The following is a 16,030-nucleotide window of genomic DNA, read 5'->3' on the forward strand; positions in this document are numbered from 1 at the left end:
GAGAGATGAATATGAAAGCAGTATTATTAGTTGGCCATGGTAGTCGTGATCCCCAGGGTAATGAGCAAGTTCGTCAAACAATTGAGGAATTAGTGCCTTATCTTGATAGTGACTTACTGATTGAAACATGCTTCTTAGAATTTGAAAGACCTACAATTAACCAAGGAATTCAGGCATGTGTAGAAAAAGGAGCAACAAGTATTTTTGTGATTCCTCTTATGCTTTTAGCAGCAGGACATTCCAAAATTCATATTCCAGCAGCGATTGATGAAGCAAAGGAAAAGTACCCTCATGTTAGCTTTACATATGGTAGACCATTCGGTATTCATGAAGAGACATTAGAAATTTGTAAAAGTCGATTAGAAGAAGTTGGCGAAGAAATTAATGAACATGATCCAGATACAGCGGTGATTTTATTAGGCCGTGGTGGTAGTGATCCTGATGCAAATAGTGATTTATATAAGATTACTAGATTATTATGGGAGAAGCTTTCTTATAAATTTGTAGAGCCTGCTTTTATGGGGGTAACTGATCCACTTATAAAAGAGGGTGTTGATCGCTGTGTAAAATTAGGCGCAAAGAAAATCGTCATACTACCTTATTTCTTGTTTACAGGTGTATTAATTAAACGACTAGAACTTTTAATCGAAGAATTTCAGCAAAGCTATCCAGAAGTTGAATTTAAGCTAGCAGGTTATTTCGGGTTTCATGAACGTCTAAAGAAGATTATTTCTGATCGAATTGAAGAAGCAATACAAGGCGAAGTCAAAATGAATTGTGATACATGTGTTTACCGAATTGATGCCATGCAGCATATTGATCACCATCACCACCATGACCATGACCATGACCATGACCATGACCATGATCATGACCACGACCATCATCACGAACACGATCACCATCATAACCATGATCACAAACATGAACATCATCATGAGGTTCAAAAAATATGATTTTGTTTTTGGCCGGAACTAGTGATGCAAGAGAGCTAGCACTTCAAATACAAGCGCTAGGATACAATATTGTCACAACAGTTGTAACTGAAAATGCAGGAAGTGAAATGGAAAAAGTAGGACTGAAAGTGATCGTTGGAAGACTTACAAGTGAAGATTTTACTAGAATTATTACTCAGCAAGAATTCACATTAGTTGTTGATGCATCCCATCCGTTTGCAGAGGAAGCAAGTATTCAAGCAAGAAAGGGTGCACAAGATGCGAATGTCCCGTATATTCGCTATGAAAGAGAATCACAGGATTTTCTTCATCCTTTAATTACACTTGTTGATAGCTATGCGGATGCAGCTGAAAAAGCAGCCGAAAAACAAGGTGTCATTATGTTAACAACTGGAAGTAAGACACTACAGGTTTTCACAGAAAAGCTACTTCCACTTTACAACACACGTGTGATTGCAAGAATGCTACCACGAAAAGATAATATGGAGAAATGCGCGGAATTAGGTTTCCCCCAAAAAGATATTGTGGCGATTCAAGGACCTTTTACTAAGGATTTTAACACCGCTCTTTATAAACAATATGGGGTAACAACAATGATTACAAAAGAAAGCGGAAAAGCAGGCTCTGTTGACGAGAAGCTTGATGCAGCAATTGAGTTAGGAATTGAAGTCATTATGATTAAACGACCAAAAGTAGATTATGGTCAATCTTTTTCAACGTTTTCAGATGTTTTACATAAAATCGATGAACTATTACCAAAACCAATATCTATTTAGGAGGAAAATAAAATGGATTTTTTAACAGATTTTAAACCTTTAACAGTCCAACCACAAGAGATTGAAGGAATTAGCTTTGAGATGATTGACTCTGAATTTGGAGAGCACTCATTTACAGAGGAACAATATAAAGTTGTTCAACGTGTTGTTCACGCATCAGCTGATTTTGAATTAGGTCATAGTATGATTATCCATGAAAAAGCCATTCAAGCTGGAATTGATGCAATACGTAACGGAGAACAAGTTTATGCTGATGTACAAATGATTTTAGCTGGAGTAAGCAAAGCTCGTATTGAAAAGCATGGCGGTAGTGTAAATGTGTATATTTCTGATCCTGATGTGATGAAGGAAGCTAAAAGCTTAAACACCACTCGAGCCATTATTTCGGTTAGAAAAGCCATTCAACAGTTTGATGGAGGAATTTTCGCGATTGGTAATGCTCCTACAGCTTTATTAGAGCTTATACGCCTTGTTAAAGCCGGAATAGCTAAACCTAGTCTTGTTATTGGACTTCCGGTGGGCTTTGTTTCAGCACCGGAATCTAAAGAGGAATTAGCAAAATTAGATATTCCTTTTATTACAAATGTAGGTAGAAAAGGTGGTAGTACCGTAACGGTTGCAGCGTTAAATGCAATCTCTCTTTTAGCTGAAAAGGAATAAAAAATGAAAGAAAAAACGAAAAAGAAAGATAAAAAAGAAATGCGTTCAGGCTATACCACAGGAGCCTGTGCGACAGCGACGACAAAAGCCGCTCTAATTGCCTTAATTACAGGTGAACCTCAATTTGAAGCAACGATTTATTTGCCTGTTGGAAAATTTGTCACATTTGAGATGGAAAGCTGTTTGGTTGAGCATACAGTTGCTGAAGCTGGCACAATAAAAGATGCTGGTGATGATCCTGATGCTACACACGGTGCCCTTATTAAGGCAGCTGTTTCTTGGCAAAATGAATCTGGTATCTCACTTGATGGTGGAATTGGTGTTGGTCGTGTCACAAAAGAGGGCTTACCAGTTCCTGTTGGTGAAGCTGCAATTAACCCAGTTCCACGAAAAATGATACTTGAAACAGCTGAAGGCGTTCTTTCTGAGTATGGTATTACAAAAGGAATTTCGATCGTTATTTCTGTACCAGACGGAGAAAAAATGGCTGAAAAGACGCTTAATAAACGACTTGGTATTATCGGTGGGATATCGATCTTAGGAACACGAGGGACTGTTATTCCTTTTTCTAGCTCTGCTTATATGGCGAGTATTGTACAAGCAATAAGTGTAGCAAGAGCTAGTAATTGTGAGCATGTGGTGATTACCACTGGTGGACGAAGTGAAAAATACGCCATGAAGCAATACCCTGAGCTCCCAGAGGAAGCATTTATTGAAATGGGAGATTTTGTAGGTTTTACATTAAAGCAATGCAAACGTCAAGGAATCAAAAGGGTTTCATTAGTCGGAATGATGGGGAAATTTTCAAAAGTTGCTCAAGGAGTTATGATGGTTCATTCAAAAAGTGCACCTGTTGACTTTGGCTTTTTAGCTGAAGTTGCCAAGGAAATTGGTGTGACTGATGAGCAACTCATTGAAAAGATAGAACAAGCCAATACAGCCTCTCAAGTTGGTGACATCCTTTATGAACATGGCTATTACTCTTTTTTCACACAATTATGTACATATTGCTGTGAATCAGGCTTAAAGGAAATAAAAGGTGGACTATCAATAGAAACAAATCTGTATACAATGAAAGGCTTGTTGCTTGGAAAGGCAGGAAAAGATGACAACTAACATTAAAGTAATTGGCATTGGTGATGATGGAAAACACAGTCTTCTACCAATCTATGAATCATGGATTTCTGATAGCGAAATCTTAGTTGGTGGGGAAAGGCAATTAGCATTTTTCCCGGACTATGATGGAGATAAAATTGTCATCAAAGGAGCTCTATCTACACTTGTCACATCACTTCAACAGCATCAAGAAAGTAACAAAGAAATTGTAGTTTTAGCTTCTGGTGATCCATTATTTTATGGCATTGGACGATATTTAGCCACAAAGCTCGATGTTGAAATTTATCCTTACATAAGCTCGATTCAGCAGGCCTTTGCAAAAATGAATGAAAGCTGGCAAGAGGCATATGTTGTTAGTGTTCATGGTCGCAGCATGAAGGGTCTTGCGCAAAAAATAAATGGCAAAAAAAAGATTGCTATTTTGACAGATGCAGAAAACACACCAGCTAAGATTGCTCGTTATTTACGCTCATTTCAGATAAATGAATATAGAGCATTTGTAGCAGAGAATCTCGGTGGGGAAAACGAAAGATGTCAATATTTTGAGTTAGAAGAATTGGAGAACGCTGAGTTTTCTCCGCTTAATGTTGTGATTTTAAAACAAACTTCACAGCCAATCACCTACTCATTTGGAATAGATGATGAAGAATTTCACCAAAGAAAGCCTGAAAAAGGTTTATTAACAAAAAAAGAAATTCGTACCCTTAGTCTTAGTGAATTAAAGCTAAAAGAAAATAGCATTGTGTGGGATATTGGCACATGTACGGGCTCTGTAGCGATTGAAGCTTGCTTAATTGCAAAGGAAGGTCAAGTATTTGCGATTGAAAAAAATGATCATGATCTTGAAAATTGTCACGCAAATATGGTGAAATTCAGAACCGATTTTACAGTTGTTCAAGGAAAAGCACCTGAACGATTAGATGAATTTCCAAATCCAGATGCAATATTTATTGGTGGGACGGCAGGTAGTATGGCAGATATCTTATCTGTTTGTTGTCATCGGTTAAATGAAAACGGACGAATAGTACTAAACGCTGTGACAATTGAAAATCTTGCACAAGCTGTTGAACTATTTAAAGAGAATGGTCTTGAAACGACTATTACTCTAGCTCAAGTTTCTAGAAGTAAGCCAATATTAAACTTAACAAGATTTGAGGCATTAAATCCGATTTATATCATTACAGCAAAGCATCCGAAAGGAGAAAGAACATGATTGGAACTTTATACGGATTAGGGGTTGGACCAGGAGATCCTGAACTTCTTACGGTGAAGGCTTTTCGTAAACTAAAGGAATCACCTGTTATTGCCTACCCAAAGAAAAGAAAAGGTAGTAAAAGCTATGCTCATCGAATTATTGATGTGTACATCACACCAGGTGAAAAGGAAATGCTTGGACTTGTTTTTCCAATGACAAAAGATCCTGATATTTTGGAACGAGAGTGGTCACAAACTGTTGAGCTTGTGTGGGAAAAATTAAAGCTTGGGAAAGATGTTGCGTTTGTAACAGAGGGAGATCCTCTTTTATATAGCACATTTATTCATATGATGAACTTAATGAAGGAACGTTATCCTGAAGTGACTATCCAAACTGTACCTGGGATTTCTTCAATAAATGGAGCTGCATCAAGACTAGGAATTGCTCTAGCTGAGGGTGATGATCATGTTGCGATTATTCCTGCACAAGATGATTATGAAGCTATGAAAAAAGCTTTAGTAGATCATGATTGTGTTATTTTTATCAAAGTAGCAAAGGTGATTGATTTAATGCTTCACGTTCTAAGAGATTTAGATTTACTTGATAAAGCATCGGTAGTAACAAAAGTGACTTCAGATGAAGAAATCATCTGGGATATTCATGAACTAGATCGTGTCGAATTAGAATATTTAACATTAATGGTGGTGAGAAAATAATGAAAATCACAATTATAGGTGCTGGTCCTGGAGATCCAGATTTAATCACAGTAAAAGGCTTAACTTTATTACAGCAAGCAGATGTTGTGTTATATGCAGATTCATTAGTAAGTGCTGAGTTAATTGCTAAAGCAAAGCCAGAAGCGGAAATCATTAAAACAGCTGGAATGCATTTAGAGGAAATGGTCGAGCTTATGGTTGATCGTGTTACATCTGGGAAAAAAGTTGTACGTGTTCATACTGGAGATCCAGCTGTTTACGGAGCGATAATGGAGCAAATCGCTATTTTGAATAAACAAGATGTAACTGTGGAAATTATTCCAGGTGTTAGCTCTGTTTTTGCTTCGGCCGCAGCTTTAGGTGCTGAACTTACGATTCCAGATTTAACACAAACCGTTATTTTAACACGTGCTGAAGGTCGTACACCTGTTCCTGATAAAGAAAAGCTAAGAGATCTTGCAAAGCATCATTGTACTGTTGCTCTATTTTTAAGTGCAACACTTACAAAAAAAATAGTAAAAGAATTTCTTGATGCTGGCTGGAGCAAGGATACTCCTGTAGGTGTTGTCTATAAAGCGACATGGCCAGATCAAAAAATTGTTCGTTCAACATTAGAAAATCTTGATGAAGATATGCGTGTAAATGGTATTCGTAAACAAGCAATGATTTTAGCTGGTTGGGCATTGGACAAGGATATTCATGAAAAAGATTTTCGCTCTAAGCTTTATGATAAAGAATTTACACATGGATTTCGTAAAGGAGTGAAATCATGACACTCCTTTTAGCTGAAGGGAAACAGCTCACTTTGCAACCGACTGGAAGCTACGCAGTTGTCGCGATTACAAAGCATGGTGTTGAGCTAGCTCGGGAATTGCATTCAACATTCCTTCAAACAGATTTATTTTATATGAGCAAATTTGAACGTGGAGATGAAACTGAACGCAATATTACTCTTTTTGAGGGGAATGTTAGGATGTTATTGCCTTCACTATTTTCATCTTATAAAGGTATTGTGATGATCATTTCACTTGGGGCTGTTGTTCGAATGATTGCTCCTTTGCTAAAAGATAAAAAAACAGACCCAGCAGTTGTTGTAATTGATGATAAAGGTAACCATGTGATTAGTGTTTTATCAGGACATCTAGGTGGAGCAAATGAATTAACAAAAGAGCTTGCTGATCATCTTGATGCAACACCTGTAATCACAACAGCTTCTGATGTTCAAAAAACAATACCTGTTGATTTATTCGGTCGCAAATTTGGTTGGGTGTGGGATAGTGCTGAAAAGTTAACACCTGTTAGCGCGTCTGTAGTCAACGAGGAACCTGTAGCGATTGTCCAAGAATCCGGCGAAAAAAACTGGTGGAATTATGACAAACCACTTCCTTCTCATTTAACAGTTTATGAAACGATGGAAGAAGCGATACATGCGAAACCAAAAGCGGCTCTCCTTGTAACACATCGTCTTTTATCAAATGAAGAACAACAGCTTTTACAAAACGGTGTCCTGTATCGTCCTAAAGTTATCGCTCTAGGAATCGGCTGTAATCGCGGAACTTCTTTAGATGAGATTGAACAAGTGATACAGCAAACCTTAGAGGAACTTAAATTCTCAATCAAAAGCGTTAAAGCCATTTGTTCAATTGATCTTAAAAAAGATGAGGAAGGCTTATTAGCTGTTGCAAAAAAATATCAATGGGACTTTACATATTACACACCTGAACAATTAAATTCAGTTAAAATCGATACTCCTTCAGACACCGTTTTCAAATATACTGGTGCATATGCTGTAAGTGAACCTGCAGCTCGCCTTTATAGTGGTGCTGATTCTTTAGTCATCACGAAGAAAAAATCAGGTAATGTGACATTGTCAGTCGCACTTATTTCTCATTAGAAAGGAGGAATTCATTTGTCTCATAAACGACTCGTTATTGCTGGTACAGGAAGTGGTGTTGGTAAAACAACACTAACAATCGGTTTAATGTCCGCTTTTATGAAAAAAGGCTTAACAGTTCAAGGATTTAAATGTGGTCCTGACTATATTGACCCTTCCTATCACACTGCTGTAACAAAGAGACCATCTCGTAATTTAGATAGCTGGATGCTGCCTAAAGAAACGGTACTTGATATTTTTTCTCATGGAAGTAAAGGAGCAGATCTTTCAATTATCGAGGGTGTAATGGGCTTTTTTGATGGGAAAAACCCTAAAAATAATGAAGGTAGTACAGCGGATATTAGTATGATCACACAAAGCCACGTATTACTTGTTGTAAACTGCGCAAGTATGGCGCGCAGTGCTGCAGCCATTGTCAAAGGATTTCAGATTTTAGCAGAAGGCCCAAATATTGTTGGTGTGATTGCTAACAGAGTAGGAAGTGAAGGTCATTATAAAATTGTCAAAACAGCAATTGAGCAGGAATGTGGTATTCCCGTTGTAGGCTATATGAAACGAGAGCTGGATATTGAAATACCTGAACGCCACCTAGGACTAATCCCTTCTATTGAAAGAGGAGAGCTTGATCACTTTTTTGACAAATTAGGAGAATTAGTACTAGACACGATTGATCTTGATAAGTTGTTAGCCTTAGCAGTTGCCCCTGATCTTCCAGAAGAAAGCAACCATTCTATCTTCCGTAAGAAAAAGGAATCTTCAGTAAAAATTGCCGTTGCAAAGGATGCCGCATTCAACTTTTATTATCCAGAAAATCTCGAAATCTTAGAATCTTATGGTGCTGAGCTTGTTTATTTTTCTCCATTAACAGATAAGCATCTACCCGAAGATATTGATGGACTTTATCTTGGTGGAGGATTTCCTGAGGAGTATGCGAAGGATCTTTCCGAAAACAAGACGATGCTTGACTCATTTCAACAAAAAATTAATGAAAACATGCCAACACTTGCGGAATGTGGTGGGTTTATGTATTTGACGGATTCTATCTCCACAACAGAAGATAATACTTATAAAATGGTTGGAATTATTCCTGGAATGGTGAAAATGCAATCAAAGCTTGCAGCATTAGGTTATCGAGAAATAACAGGAAATAAGGGAAATTTCCTACTTAGCGATCAACAACAAGCAAGAGGTCATGAATTTCACTATAGTACGTTTCACTCTGAAAATAATTTTGATTATGCTTATGAAACAAAGGGAATGCGCGGTATGAAACAAGAGGGGTATTTAAAGGATAACCTTGTGGCTGGTTATACTCACTTTCATTTTGCATCATGTGTCGAAATGGTTGAAAAGTGGATCACCACATGTCAGGAACGAAAAGCCCATGTCTAAAGCACTTCCAATTATGTTTCAAGGAACACACTCTGATGCTGGTAAAAGTGTGATTGTCACTGCTTTTTGTCGCATTTTTGTTCAAGATGGCTATAAAACAGCTCCATTTAAATCGCAAAACATGGCGCTGAATTCTTATATTACTTTTGATGGAAAAGAAATTGGCAGGGCGCAAGGTGTTCAAGCAGAGGCTGCGAATATACAAGCCACAACAAATATGAATCCGATTTTAATCAAACCCAATCGCTTGAATGAGTCCCAAATTGTTGTTCATGGTAAGCCTTATAGAAACATGGAAGCTGGTGCTTATCGAAGAGAATTCTTTCATACAGGGTTATCGTTAATTCAAGAATCACTTGCCGTTTTAAAGGAAACCTATGAACGAATTGTTATCGAGGGTGCTGGTAGCCCAGCAGAAGTGAACTTAAATGATCGTGAGTTAGTTAATATGCGGGTCGCAAAAATGGCAAATGCACCAGTAGTGTTAATAGGAGATATTGAAAAAGGCGGTGTATTTGCTAGTTTGGTAGGTACTCTCCAATTACTAGAAAAAGAAGATCGTGATCGTGTTGTTGGTGTGATCATCAATAAATTCAGGGGAGACATTCGTCTTTTGAAGCCTGGACTTGATTGGTTTGAGAACTATACAGGTAAAAAAGTGTTAGGAGTTATCCCATATCTTCAACATCTAAATATCGATGCTGAGGATTCAGTTATATTAAATTCATATACAGCTCTTTCTGATGAAGATAAAGAAATTGATATTGCTGTTATTCAATATCCTAAAATCTCTAATTTTACTGATGTTGATCCTTTTACAATTGAACCTGATTGTCATGTTCGCTTTATAACAAAAGTAGATCAATTAAAAAATCCGGATATCGTGATTTTACCAGGAAGTAAAAATACAATTGAAGATTTACAGTTTTTAAAAAACAGTGGAATTGCTCAGAAGCTAGCTCAACTTCAGCAAAAAGGGAAAACACTTTTCTTTGGCATTTGTGGTGGCTATCAAATGCTCGGCATACAGGTTAATGATCCCTTTGCCATTGAATCACCACATTATTCAACAGAAGGACTAGGCTTATTACCTTTACACACAACAATCACTCAAGAAAAAACCACCACATTATCTGAGGGCGTTTTAACGTATCAGAAGCAAAACTATCTCGTAAAAGGCTATGAAATTCATATGGGTGAAACTAAGCTAGAGAATTACAATGCTCCACTTATAAAGCTAGCTTCAAGCTTGGATGGATGCAAAGCTTTCGATGAAAAAGTAATTGGTACGTATTTTCATGGAATTTTCCATAATGATGCTTTTCGTGAAGCAATGCTAAACAATGTTCGTCAACAAAAAGGGTTACCTCCTATTATGAATAGAAGCTCATTTAACCAAATTCGAGAAGAAGCATATGACAATTTAGCTGATCATGTAAGGAAGCATGTTGATGTAGAGTACATCGAGAACAAAATGGCAGAATTTCAACAAAAATCAGTAACTACTTAAAAGAAAGAGAGGGATGGACATGACAAAAGGACAAGTTTATTTAGTTGGTGCAGGACCTGGAGATCCAAAATTAATCACTGTCTATGGATTAGAATGTATCCAAGAAGCAGATGTCATATTATATGATCGTTTAGTAAATGAACAATTATTAACACATGCAAAATCTGATGCCGAGCTAATTTTTTGTGGAAAACTTCCAGGTAAGCATGAATTAATTCAAGAACAAATTCACGAGCTATTAATCTGTAAAGCTATGGAAGGAAAAGTAGTCACACGGTTAAAAGGAGGAGATCCTTGTGTATTCGGTCGTGTAGGTGAAGAGGCTGAAGTACTTGCTGAAAGAAATATTCCTTTTGAAATTGTACCAGGTATTACATCAGGAATTGCAGCTCCCGCTTATGCAGGTATTACCGTTACACATCGAGATCATGCCTCATCATTTGCAATTGTAACAGGTCATGGTCGCGCAGATAAAAAACAAGATACATTAAATTGGTCTGCTCTTGCTCAAGGAATCGATACATTGGCCTTTTACATGGGTGTAGGTAATATTCATTATATATGTACAAAGCTAATCGAAAATGGCCGAAAATCTCAAACTCCAGTTGCTGTTATTCAATGGGGAACAACTACTAAACAACGAACAGTTACTGGAACACTTGAAACAATTGAACAAATCGTGATTGATGAAAAAATTGAGCATCCTTCAATAATCATTGTCGGAGAAGTTGTTTCATTACGCGAAAAAATAAAATGGTTTCAAGAGAGAAATGAACGTGAGGTGCAGGAAGTATGTCAATTATAAACGAGCTTAAAAGTCGTAGAGCTATTCGAGATTACCGTAAACAAGATGTAGAGGATGAAAAAATCAACATTTTACTTGATGCTGCAACATGGGCTCCAAATGATAAAATGAGAGAGCCTTGGAGTTTTTATGTATTAAAGGATGAAGCAAAACAGCGCTATGAAAAGCTTGCAGAAGAATATTTACTAGAGCGATTTCCAACAAAACCGCATTTAGTAGAAAGCTCACTAAAGGTTTTAACAACAACACCTGTACATATTATTGTTACTTCAGATATTGTACCTGATGATCCAGAAGCAACAAAAGACAATGAATACGCCGTTTGCTGTGCAATCCATTCGATGTGGCTAGCTGCTAAAGAGCAAGGACTTGGATTTGTTTGGCGAACAAGAGGTGTAGGTCTAGTACATGATGAAAGACTATTTCTATTCATCGGTTCACCAGAAAATAAACAGGTTGTTGGCAATCTATTTATTGGATATCCAGATGAAGAAAAACTAAGTAAAATGAAAGATCCTAAACGAACATCTTATGAAGAAAAAACAACGTGGTTATAGGTTGACCAGTAGAAATTGAGGGATAAGTGATGAAAGTTGGCTATGGAGATTGCAATGGGACATTTGGTGAATTAGTTCAAGGAATACTTGAAAACAAACCTTTTTTACTAACATTTCCAATATCCGAACTAAAAACAAAGGCAGTCTTTATCCCTCAATTTAGCGAAAATAAAATAATTGGACATGAACTGTTTTCAAAAGCGATATTAGCTTGTCAAAAGCTATTAACAAGGTTTAATTTACCAAGTGGTGGCTATTTACGATTGTATTCGTCAATACCAAGAGGAAAAGGGATGGCCAGTAGCTCTGCTGATATAGTTGCAAGCATTGTAGCAGTTGCGGATAGCTATTCTTTATCACTTTCAGAAGAATTGATTTCAGAAATTGCTAGTGATATTGAACCAACTGATGGTGTGATGTACAAAGATATTGTTGCGTATGATTATCTCAATGGAACACTTATTGAAAAGCTCGGTAAACTTCCACCTTACCACTTAATAGGCTTTGACCTAGGAGGAACAGTTGATACGGTATTATATAATCAGCAAAAAATTCACTACACATCTCAACAGCTTCAAGATCTAAAAAGTGCTTATGATCTCGTTAAAATTGGTATTAAACATCAATATTTACCTTCGATAATGAGCGCATCAACGATTAGTGCAAGAATAAATGAACAATACCTTCCAAAGCCTTTGTTCCATCAAATCGATTACCTTTCTTCATTATGTCAAGGTGGTATTGTTACTGCACATAGTGGAACAATTTTGGGAATTTTGTATGACCCGAAGGAAGTGGAAGGGACAAGCCTACAGCAGTTCTATGAAAAGCTAAATACCTTTGCTGTGAGAAATCAATTAATTCCTAGATTTTACTCAAATACATCTAGTAAGCTAAAAAATCTTTCAACACCTATTAGATAGGAGACATGATGAATGTTTAGCAAAGATGAAAAAGAAGCAGTTCATCGAGTAATTAAAACAAGAAGAGATATAAGAAGCTTTTTAAGAACCCCAGTACCTGAAAAAATCCTTTTTCAACTAATAGAGGCAGCACATCATGCACCTTCTGTTGGTTTTATGCAGCCTTGGAATTTTATTATTATTTCATCTGACAAGGTAAAAGAAAAGTTAGCATGGGCAGCTGATAAGGAACGAAGAGCACTTAGTATTCATTATGAAAATGATGGACGAGCAGAAAAATTCTTAGCATTAAAAATTGAGGGACTTAAAGAAGCACCATACACCATTTGTGTGACATGTGATCCTACAAGAGGTGGTTCACATGTTCTTGGACGGAACTCAATACCTGAAACAGATCTTATGTCTACAGCTTGTGCCATTCAAAATATGATGTTAGCTGCATGTGCTGAAGGTGTGGCTATGGGGTGGGTAAGCTTTTATAAAAAAGCAGATATACGAGATATTTTGGTCATTCCACCACATATTGATCCTGTAGCATTACTTTCTGTTGGATATACAGATAACTATCCAAAAGCTCCCATCTTAGAAACAGAAAATTGGGAAAAAAGACGCAACCTTTCTGAATTGATTTCATATGAAAAATGGGGAGAGATCGAACAGAATACGGAGGATTAAAATGAAAAAAAGAACATTTCAAACATCAACACTACTTTTGCTCTTAGGGTTAACAGGATATTTTTGGCTTAATTCATACGAAGAAGCTGCTGCAATGCATATTATGGAAGGCTTTTTACCAATAGGCTGGGCCATTTTTTGGTGGTGTTTAACTCTTCCGTTTATTCTTTTTGGTTTACGAAATATCAAAAAGAAGCTAAAAGAAAATCCTGAATTAAAAATTATGCTTGGATTATCAGCAGCTTTTGCTTTTGTGTTATCTGCATTAAAAATCCCTTCTGTTACAGGTAGCTCATCACATCCTACAGGAGTCGGGTTAGGAACCATTTTATTTGGTCCAACAGTAATGACTGTTATCGGAACGATCGTGCTGTTATTTCAATCCTTGCTATTAGCACACGGAGGTATTACAACCTTAGGTGCAAATGCATTTTCAATGGCTGTTATCGGTCCATTTATTGTATTTGGTGTATTTATCATAACTCGCAAGCTCGGTGTTTCTTTTTCTATTGCTGTCTTTCTCGCTGCAATGTTAGGCGATTTAGGAACCTATTTAGTAACATCAATCCAGTTAGCTTTAGCTTTTCCTGCTGAAGTAGGTGGATTTCTAGGATCATTTACGAAATTCTCTAGTATCTTTGCCTTAACACAAATTCCAATCGCTATTAGTGAAGGCTTATTAACTGTTATTGTCATGAATTTATTAACAAAATATAATTCACCTGAATTACATCAGCTCAAGATGATGAAAGGAGCTAGTTAACATGAAAAATTTGATTTTATTTTTATTTGTCATTCTCTTAGCAGTTTTTCCATTTTTCATTCAAAAGAACACTGAATTTGGTGGTGCAGATGGACAAGCAGAGGAAGCGATTACTGAACTTGCACCGAACTATAAACCATGGTTTGAACCTTTCTGGTCACCTCCAGGTGGCGAAACAGAAAGCTTACTTTTTTCTTTACAAGCTGCAATTGGGGCAATCATTATTGGCTATGTTATTGGCTTTGGACGTGCTAGAACAAAATATACGTCTAAGCAATGAGCAATTCTATACTAAGGATTGATCAGTACGCCAATACTAATGCTCTAAAAAATGTTCATCCTGCAGAAAAATGTTTATTAACAATTAGCTTCTTATGTTTCTCGATTTTAACTGAAAATCTTTTGATTACAATTTTTTCATTTTGTACAATGAGCTTGTTAATTATTTTTACTGCTAAAATACCATTTTGGCAATATATAAAGTTATTACTGATTCCAGCAATCTTTTTACTGACTAGTATTTTTACACTACTTATTTCAATTGCACCATCTACAGATTTACCAAATACCTTCATTTGGAGTATGAACATCTCCTCGTGGGTTGTTTATATAAGTCCCTATAGTCTAAGTCAAGCCTATCAACTGATAACAACCGTTTTATCCAGTGTTAGCTGCTTATATTTTTTAATAATAACAACCCCTTTACATCAACTAATTTGGGTATTAAGAAAACTGAGACTACCGGTACTTTTCATCGAATTAATAGGGCTTACTTATCAGTTTATTTTTGTATTATTAGCAAATCTCCAAGAAATCTATATCGCGCAATCAAGTCGGTTGGGCTATCATACCTACCGTTCGTCACTTTCTTCAATTAGTATGCTCGTAGTGACTTTATTAATAAAGTCACTTCGTTATGCAAGAGAAACTCAAATTGCTATTGATAGTCGAGGTGGAGATGAAGGGTTGTATGATGTTGATCACAACTTAGTTTACAGAAAAAAACATATCCTCTTTATTGTTTTTTGCTTAACATCACTTACTTCACTTGCGTTTTTCACAAGGTAACACATAATGGAGGGACAGATGAAAACACCAATTGTTTCAATGAAAAACGTAACTTATGAATACCCTGATAAAACACTCGTATTAAAGGGGTTAACATTGCATATTGATAGGGGAAAGAAGATCGCATTAATCGGAAATAATGGTGCAGGGAAGTCTACTTTATTTTTATTATTAAATGGGATTTTAAAACCATCTAGCGGAGATCTTTTTTTTAACGAATCAAAAATCTCATATTCACGAAAAGATTTAAAAAAACTTCGTCAGAAAGTTGGAATTGTTTTTCAACAGCCTGATACTCAGTTATTTTCATCAAGTGTTTATGAAGACATTAAATTCGGTCCGAAGAATCTTGGTTTAACTCAAGAAGAAATTCAGTTTGCTGTTAATGAAGCAATTATGCTAACTGAAACTGGAGATTTTAAGGACAAACCACCACATTTTCTTAGTTTAGGACAAAAGAAGCGGGTTGCGATTGCGGGAATTATCGCAATGAATCCTGAGCTTATGGTTTTAGATGAACCAACAGCAAGTCTTGATCCTTATTACGCAAAGAAAATCATGAAAATTCTAGAGGATATTCATCACGAAAATAGGACAATCTTGTTGTCCACTCATAATGTTGATTTAGCATATGAATGGGCTGATGAAATCATTATTTTGCATAATGGAGCTATTATGGCCCAAGGAACTCCTGTTGAAGTTTTCCAAAACAAAGAGTTATTGAATCAATGTCATTTAGAACAACCTATGACTCTTGAAATTTATCAGCAAGTTTTAGCTAAACATCATGCTTCAATAGCCACAGAATACCCGCTCTCTAAAAAACAGTTAATAGAAAAGCTAGCTTCTTTATTACCAATATAAAACCATTCCTAATATATAGACTAGGAATGGTTTTTTTAACTCAACATCCTAATTTCCTATCATTGTGATATTCATCACATCCAGCTTTCCTGAACTTGTTTTATCCTTAAAAGTAGATACTAATTAAAATTTGTGAAACTTCGTGTGAAACAAGAAAAAT

The 16,030-nt window shown here is 36.4% G+C and carries 18 protein-coding genes; all 18 read left to right on the top strand.

Translation table 11 applies throughout. The features are described from left to right. The first annotated feature begins 11 nt into the window (after positions 1-11). Genes JOC75_RS04635 through JOC75_RS04720 form a run of 18 tightly spaced genes read left to right on the top strand, consistent with a single transcriptional unit; the run spans position 12 to position 15,870 of the window. Positions 12-956, top strand: a complete 945-nt coding sequence (locus JOC75_RS04635; RefSeq protein WP_204952914.1) for a sirohydrochlorin chelatase — start codon at positions 12-14, stop codon at positions 954-956. Further along, the gene (gene cobK, locus JOC75_RS04640) at positions 953-1,732 is read left to right on the top strand and encodes a precorrin-6A reductase (protein ID WP_204952915.1); all 780 of its coding nucleotides are present in this window, start codon (positions 953-955) and stop codon (positions 1,730-1,732) included. Before JOC75_RS04635 ends, cobK begins: the two co-directional genes overlap by 4 nt. Positions 1,733-1,744: 12 nt before the next feature. Further along, complete coding sequence (locus JOC75_RS04645; RefSeq protein ID WP_204952916.1) at positions 1,745-2,392, top strand: precorrin-8X methylmutase; 648 nt, start codon at positions 1,745-1,747, stop codon at positions 2,390-2,392. A 3-nt stretch (positions 2,393-2,395) separates the two neighbouring features. After that, positions 2,396-3,508 carry a cobalt-precorrin-5B (C(1))-methyltransferase gene (locus tag JOC75_RS04650; protein WP_204952917.1) on the top strand — a complete coding sequence of 371 codons (1,113 nt, stop codon included), beginning with the start codon at positions 2,396-2,398 and terminating at the stop codon, positions 3,506-3,508. After that, entirely contained in the window at positions 3,498-4,721 is a 1,224-nt protein-coding gene (cbiE, locus tag JOC75_RS04655) for a precorrin-6y C5,15-methyltransferase (decarboxylating) subunit CbiE (RefSeq protein ID WP_204952918.1), read from the top strand. The genes JOC75_RS04650 and cbiE overlap by 11 nt, the downstream gene beginning before the upstream one ends. Beyond that, complete coding sequence (gene cobI / locus JOC75_RS04660; RefSeq protein WP_204952919.1) at positions 4,718-5,419, top strand: precorrin-2 C(20)-methyltransferase; 702 nt, start codon at positions 4,718-4,720, stop codon at positions 5,417-5,419. Before cbiE ends, cobI begins: the two co-directional genes overlap by 4 nt. After that, positions 5,419-6,192 (top strand): precorrin-4 C(11)-methyltransferase, encoded by a 774-nt coding sequence (gene cobM / locus JOC75_RS04665; protein ID WP_204952920.1) that lies wholly within the window; start codon positions 5,419-5,421, stop codon positions 6,190-6,192. Before cobI ends, cobM begins: the two co-directional genes overlap by 1 nt. Next, the gene (locus tag JOC75_RS04670) at positions 6,189-7,313 is read left to right on the top strand and encodes a cobalt-precorrin 5A hydrolase (protein ID WP_204952921.1); all 1,125 of its coding nucleotides are present in this window, start codon (positions 6,189-6,191) and stop codon (positions 7,311-7,313) included. The genes cobM and JOC75_RS04670 overlap by 4 nt, the downstream gene beginning before the upstream one ends. A gap of 15 nt (positions 7,314-7,328) precedes the next feature. Then, a complete protein-coding gene (locus tag JOC75_RS04675; RefSeq protein ID WP_204952922.1) occupies positions 7,329-8,705 on the top strand; it encodes a cobyrinic acid a,c-diamide synthase CobB in 1,377 nt (458 codons plus the stop codon). After that, positions 8,698-10,215 carry a cobyric acid synthase gene (locus JOC75_RS04680; RefSeq protein WP_204952923.1) on the top strand — a complete coding sequence of 506 codons (1,518 nt, stop codon included), beginning with the start codon at positions 8,698-8,700 and terminating at the stop codon, positions 10,213-10,215. Before JOC75_RS04675 ends, JOC75_RS04680 begins: the two co-directional genes overlap by 8 nt. A 19-nt stretch (positions 10,216-10,234) precedes the next feature. Further along, positions 10,235-11,020, top strand: a complete 786-nt coding sequence (gene cobA / locus JOC75_RS04685; protein ID WP_204952924.1) for a uroporphyrinogen-III C-methyltransferase — start codon at positions 10,235-10,237, stop codon at positions 11,018-11,020. Then, entirely contained in the window at positions 11,008-11,577 is a 570-nt protein-coding gene (locus JOC75_RS04690) for a nitroreductase family protein (RefSeq protein ID WP_204952925.1), read from the top strand. Before cobA ends, JOC75_RS04690 begins: the two co-directional genes overlap by 13 nt. A 29-nt stretch (positions 11,578-11,606) precedes the next feature. Beyond that, positions 11,607-12,500, top strand: a complete 894-nt coding sequence (locus JOC75_RS04695) for a GHMP family kinase ATP-binding protein (protein WP_204952926.1) — start codon at positions 11,607-11,609, stop codon at positions 12,498-12,500. A gap of 12 nt (positions 12,501-12,512) precedes the next feature. Next, complete coding sequence (gene bluB / locus JOC75_RS04700) at positions 12,513-13,175, top strand: 5,6-dimethylbenzimidazole synthase (protein WP_204952927.1); 663 nt, start codon at positions 12,513-12,515, stop codon at positions 13,173-13,175. A gap of 1 nt (position 13,176) precedes the next feature. Beyond that, entirely contained in the window at positions 13,177-13,938 is a 762-nt protein-coding gene (locus JOC75_RS04705) for an energy-coupling factor ABC transporter permease (RefSeq protein ID WP_204952928.1), read from the top strand. A gap of 1 nt (position 13,939) precedes the next feature. Further along, positions 13,940-14,218: an energy-coupling factor ABC transporter substrate-binding protein gene (locus tag JOC75_RS04710; protein WP_204952929.1), complete on the top strand. Its 279-nt coding sequence runs from the start codon at positions 13,940-13,942 to the stop codon at positions 14,216-14,218. Continuing rightward, positions 14,215-15,006: a cobalt ECF transporter T component CbiQ gene (cbiQ, locus tag JOC75_RS24460; protein WP_204952930.1), complete on the top strand. Its 792-nt coding sequence runs from the start codon at positions 14,215-14,217 to the stop codon at positions 15,004-15,006. The genes JOC75_RS04710 and cbiQ overlap by 4 nt, the downstream gene beginning before the upstream one ends. A gap of 18 nt (positions 15,007-15,024) precedes the next feature. After that, positions 15,025-15,870: an energy-coupling factor ABC transporter ATP-binding protein gene (locus JOC75_RS04720; protein ID WP_204952931.1), complete on the top strand. Its 846-nt coding sequence runs from the start codon at positions 15,025-15,027 to the stop codon at positions 15,868-15,870. Positions 15,871-16,030: the final 160 nt, after the last annotated feature.

The sequence above is a fragment of the Metabacillus crassostreae genome (assembly GCF_016908395.1).
Taxonomy (GTDB): Bacteria; Bacillota; Bacilli; order Bacillales; family Bacillaceae; genus Metabacillus; species Metabacillus crassostreae.

Bases quoted from the DNA above. Each gene is read 5' to 3' on its own strand.
- JOC75_RS04635 (WP_204952914.1), top strand. From the start codon at position 12: ATGAAAGCAGTATTATTAGTTGGCCATGGTAGTCGTGATCCCCAGGGT.
- cobK (WP_204952915.1), top strand. From the start codon at position 953: ATGATTTTGTTTTTGGCCGGAACTAGTGATGCAAGAGAGCTAGCACTT.
- JOC75_RS04645 (WP_204952916.1), top strand. From the start codon at position 1,745: ATGGATTTTTTAACAGATTTTAAACCTTTAACAGTCCAACCACAAGAG.
- JOC75_RS04650 (WP_204952917.1), top strand. From the start codon at position 2,396: ATGAAAGAAAAAACGAAAAAGAAAGATAAAAAAGAAATGCGTTCAGGC.
- cbiE (WP_204952918.1), top strand. From the start codon at position 3,498: ATGACAACTAACATTAAAGTAATTGGCATTGGTGATGATGGAAAACAC.
- cobI (WP_204952919.1), top strand. From the start codon at position 4,718: ATGATTGGAACTTTATACGGATTAGGGGTTGGACCAGGAGATCCTGAA.
- cobM (WP_204952920.1), top strand. From the start codon at position 5,419: ATGAAAATCACAATTATAGGTGCTGGTCCTGGAGATCCAGATTTAATC.
- JOC75_RS04670 (WP_204952921.1), top strand. From the start codon at position 6,189: ATGACACTCCTTTTAGCTGAAGGGAAACAGCTCACTTTGCAACCGACT.
- JOC75_RS04680 (WP_204952923.1), top strand. From the start codon at position 8,698: ATGTCTAAAGCACTTCCAATTATGTTTCAAGGAACACACTCTGATGCT.
- cobA (WP_204952924.1), top strand. From the start codon at position 10,235: ATGACAAAAGGACAAGTTTATTTAGTTGGTGCAGGACCTGGAGATCCA.
- JOC75_RS04690 (WP_204952925.1), top strand. From the start codon at position 11,008: ATGTCAATTATAAACGAGCTTAAAAGTCGTAGAGCTATTCGAGATTAC.
- JOC75_RS04695 (WP_204952926.1), top strand. From the start codon at position 11,607: ATGAAAGTTGGCTATGGAGATTGCAATGGGACATTTGGTGAATTAGTT.
- bluB (WP_204952927.1), top strand. From the start codon at position 12,513: ATGTTTAGCAAAGATGAAAAAGAAGCAGTTCATCGAGTAATTAAAACA.
- JOC75_RS04705 (WP_204952928.1), top strand. From the start codon at position 13,177: ATGAAAAAAAGAACATTTCAAACATCAACACTACTTTTGCTCTTAGGG.
- JOC75_RS04710 (WP_204952929.1), top strand. From the start codon at position 13,940: ATGAAAAATTTGATTTTATTTTTATTTGTCATTCTCTTAGCAGTTTTT.
- cbiQ (WP_204952930.1), top strand. From the start codon at position 14,215: ATGAGCAATTCTATACTAAGGATTGATCAGTACGCCAATACTAATGCT.
- JOC75_RS04720 (WP_204952931.1), top strand. From the start codon at position 15,025: ATGAAAACACCAATTGTTTCAATGAAAAACGTAACTTATGAATACCCT.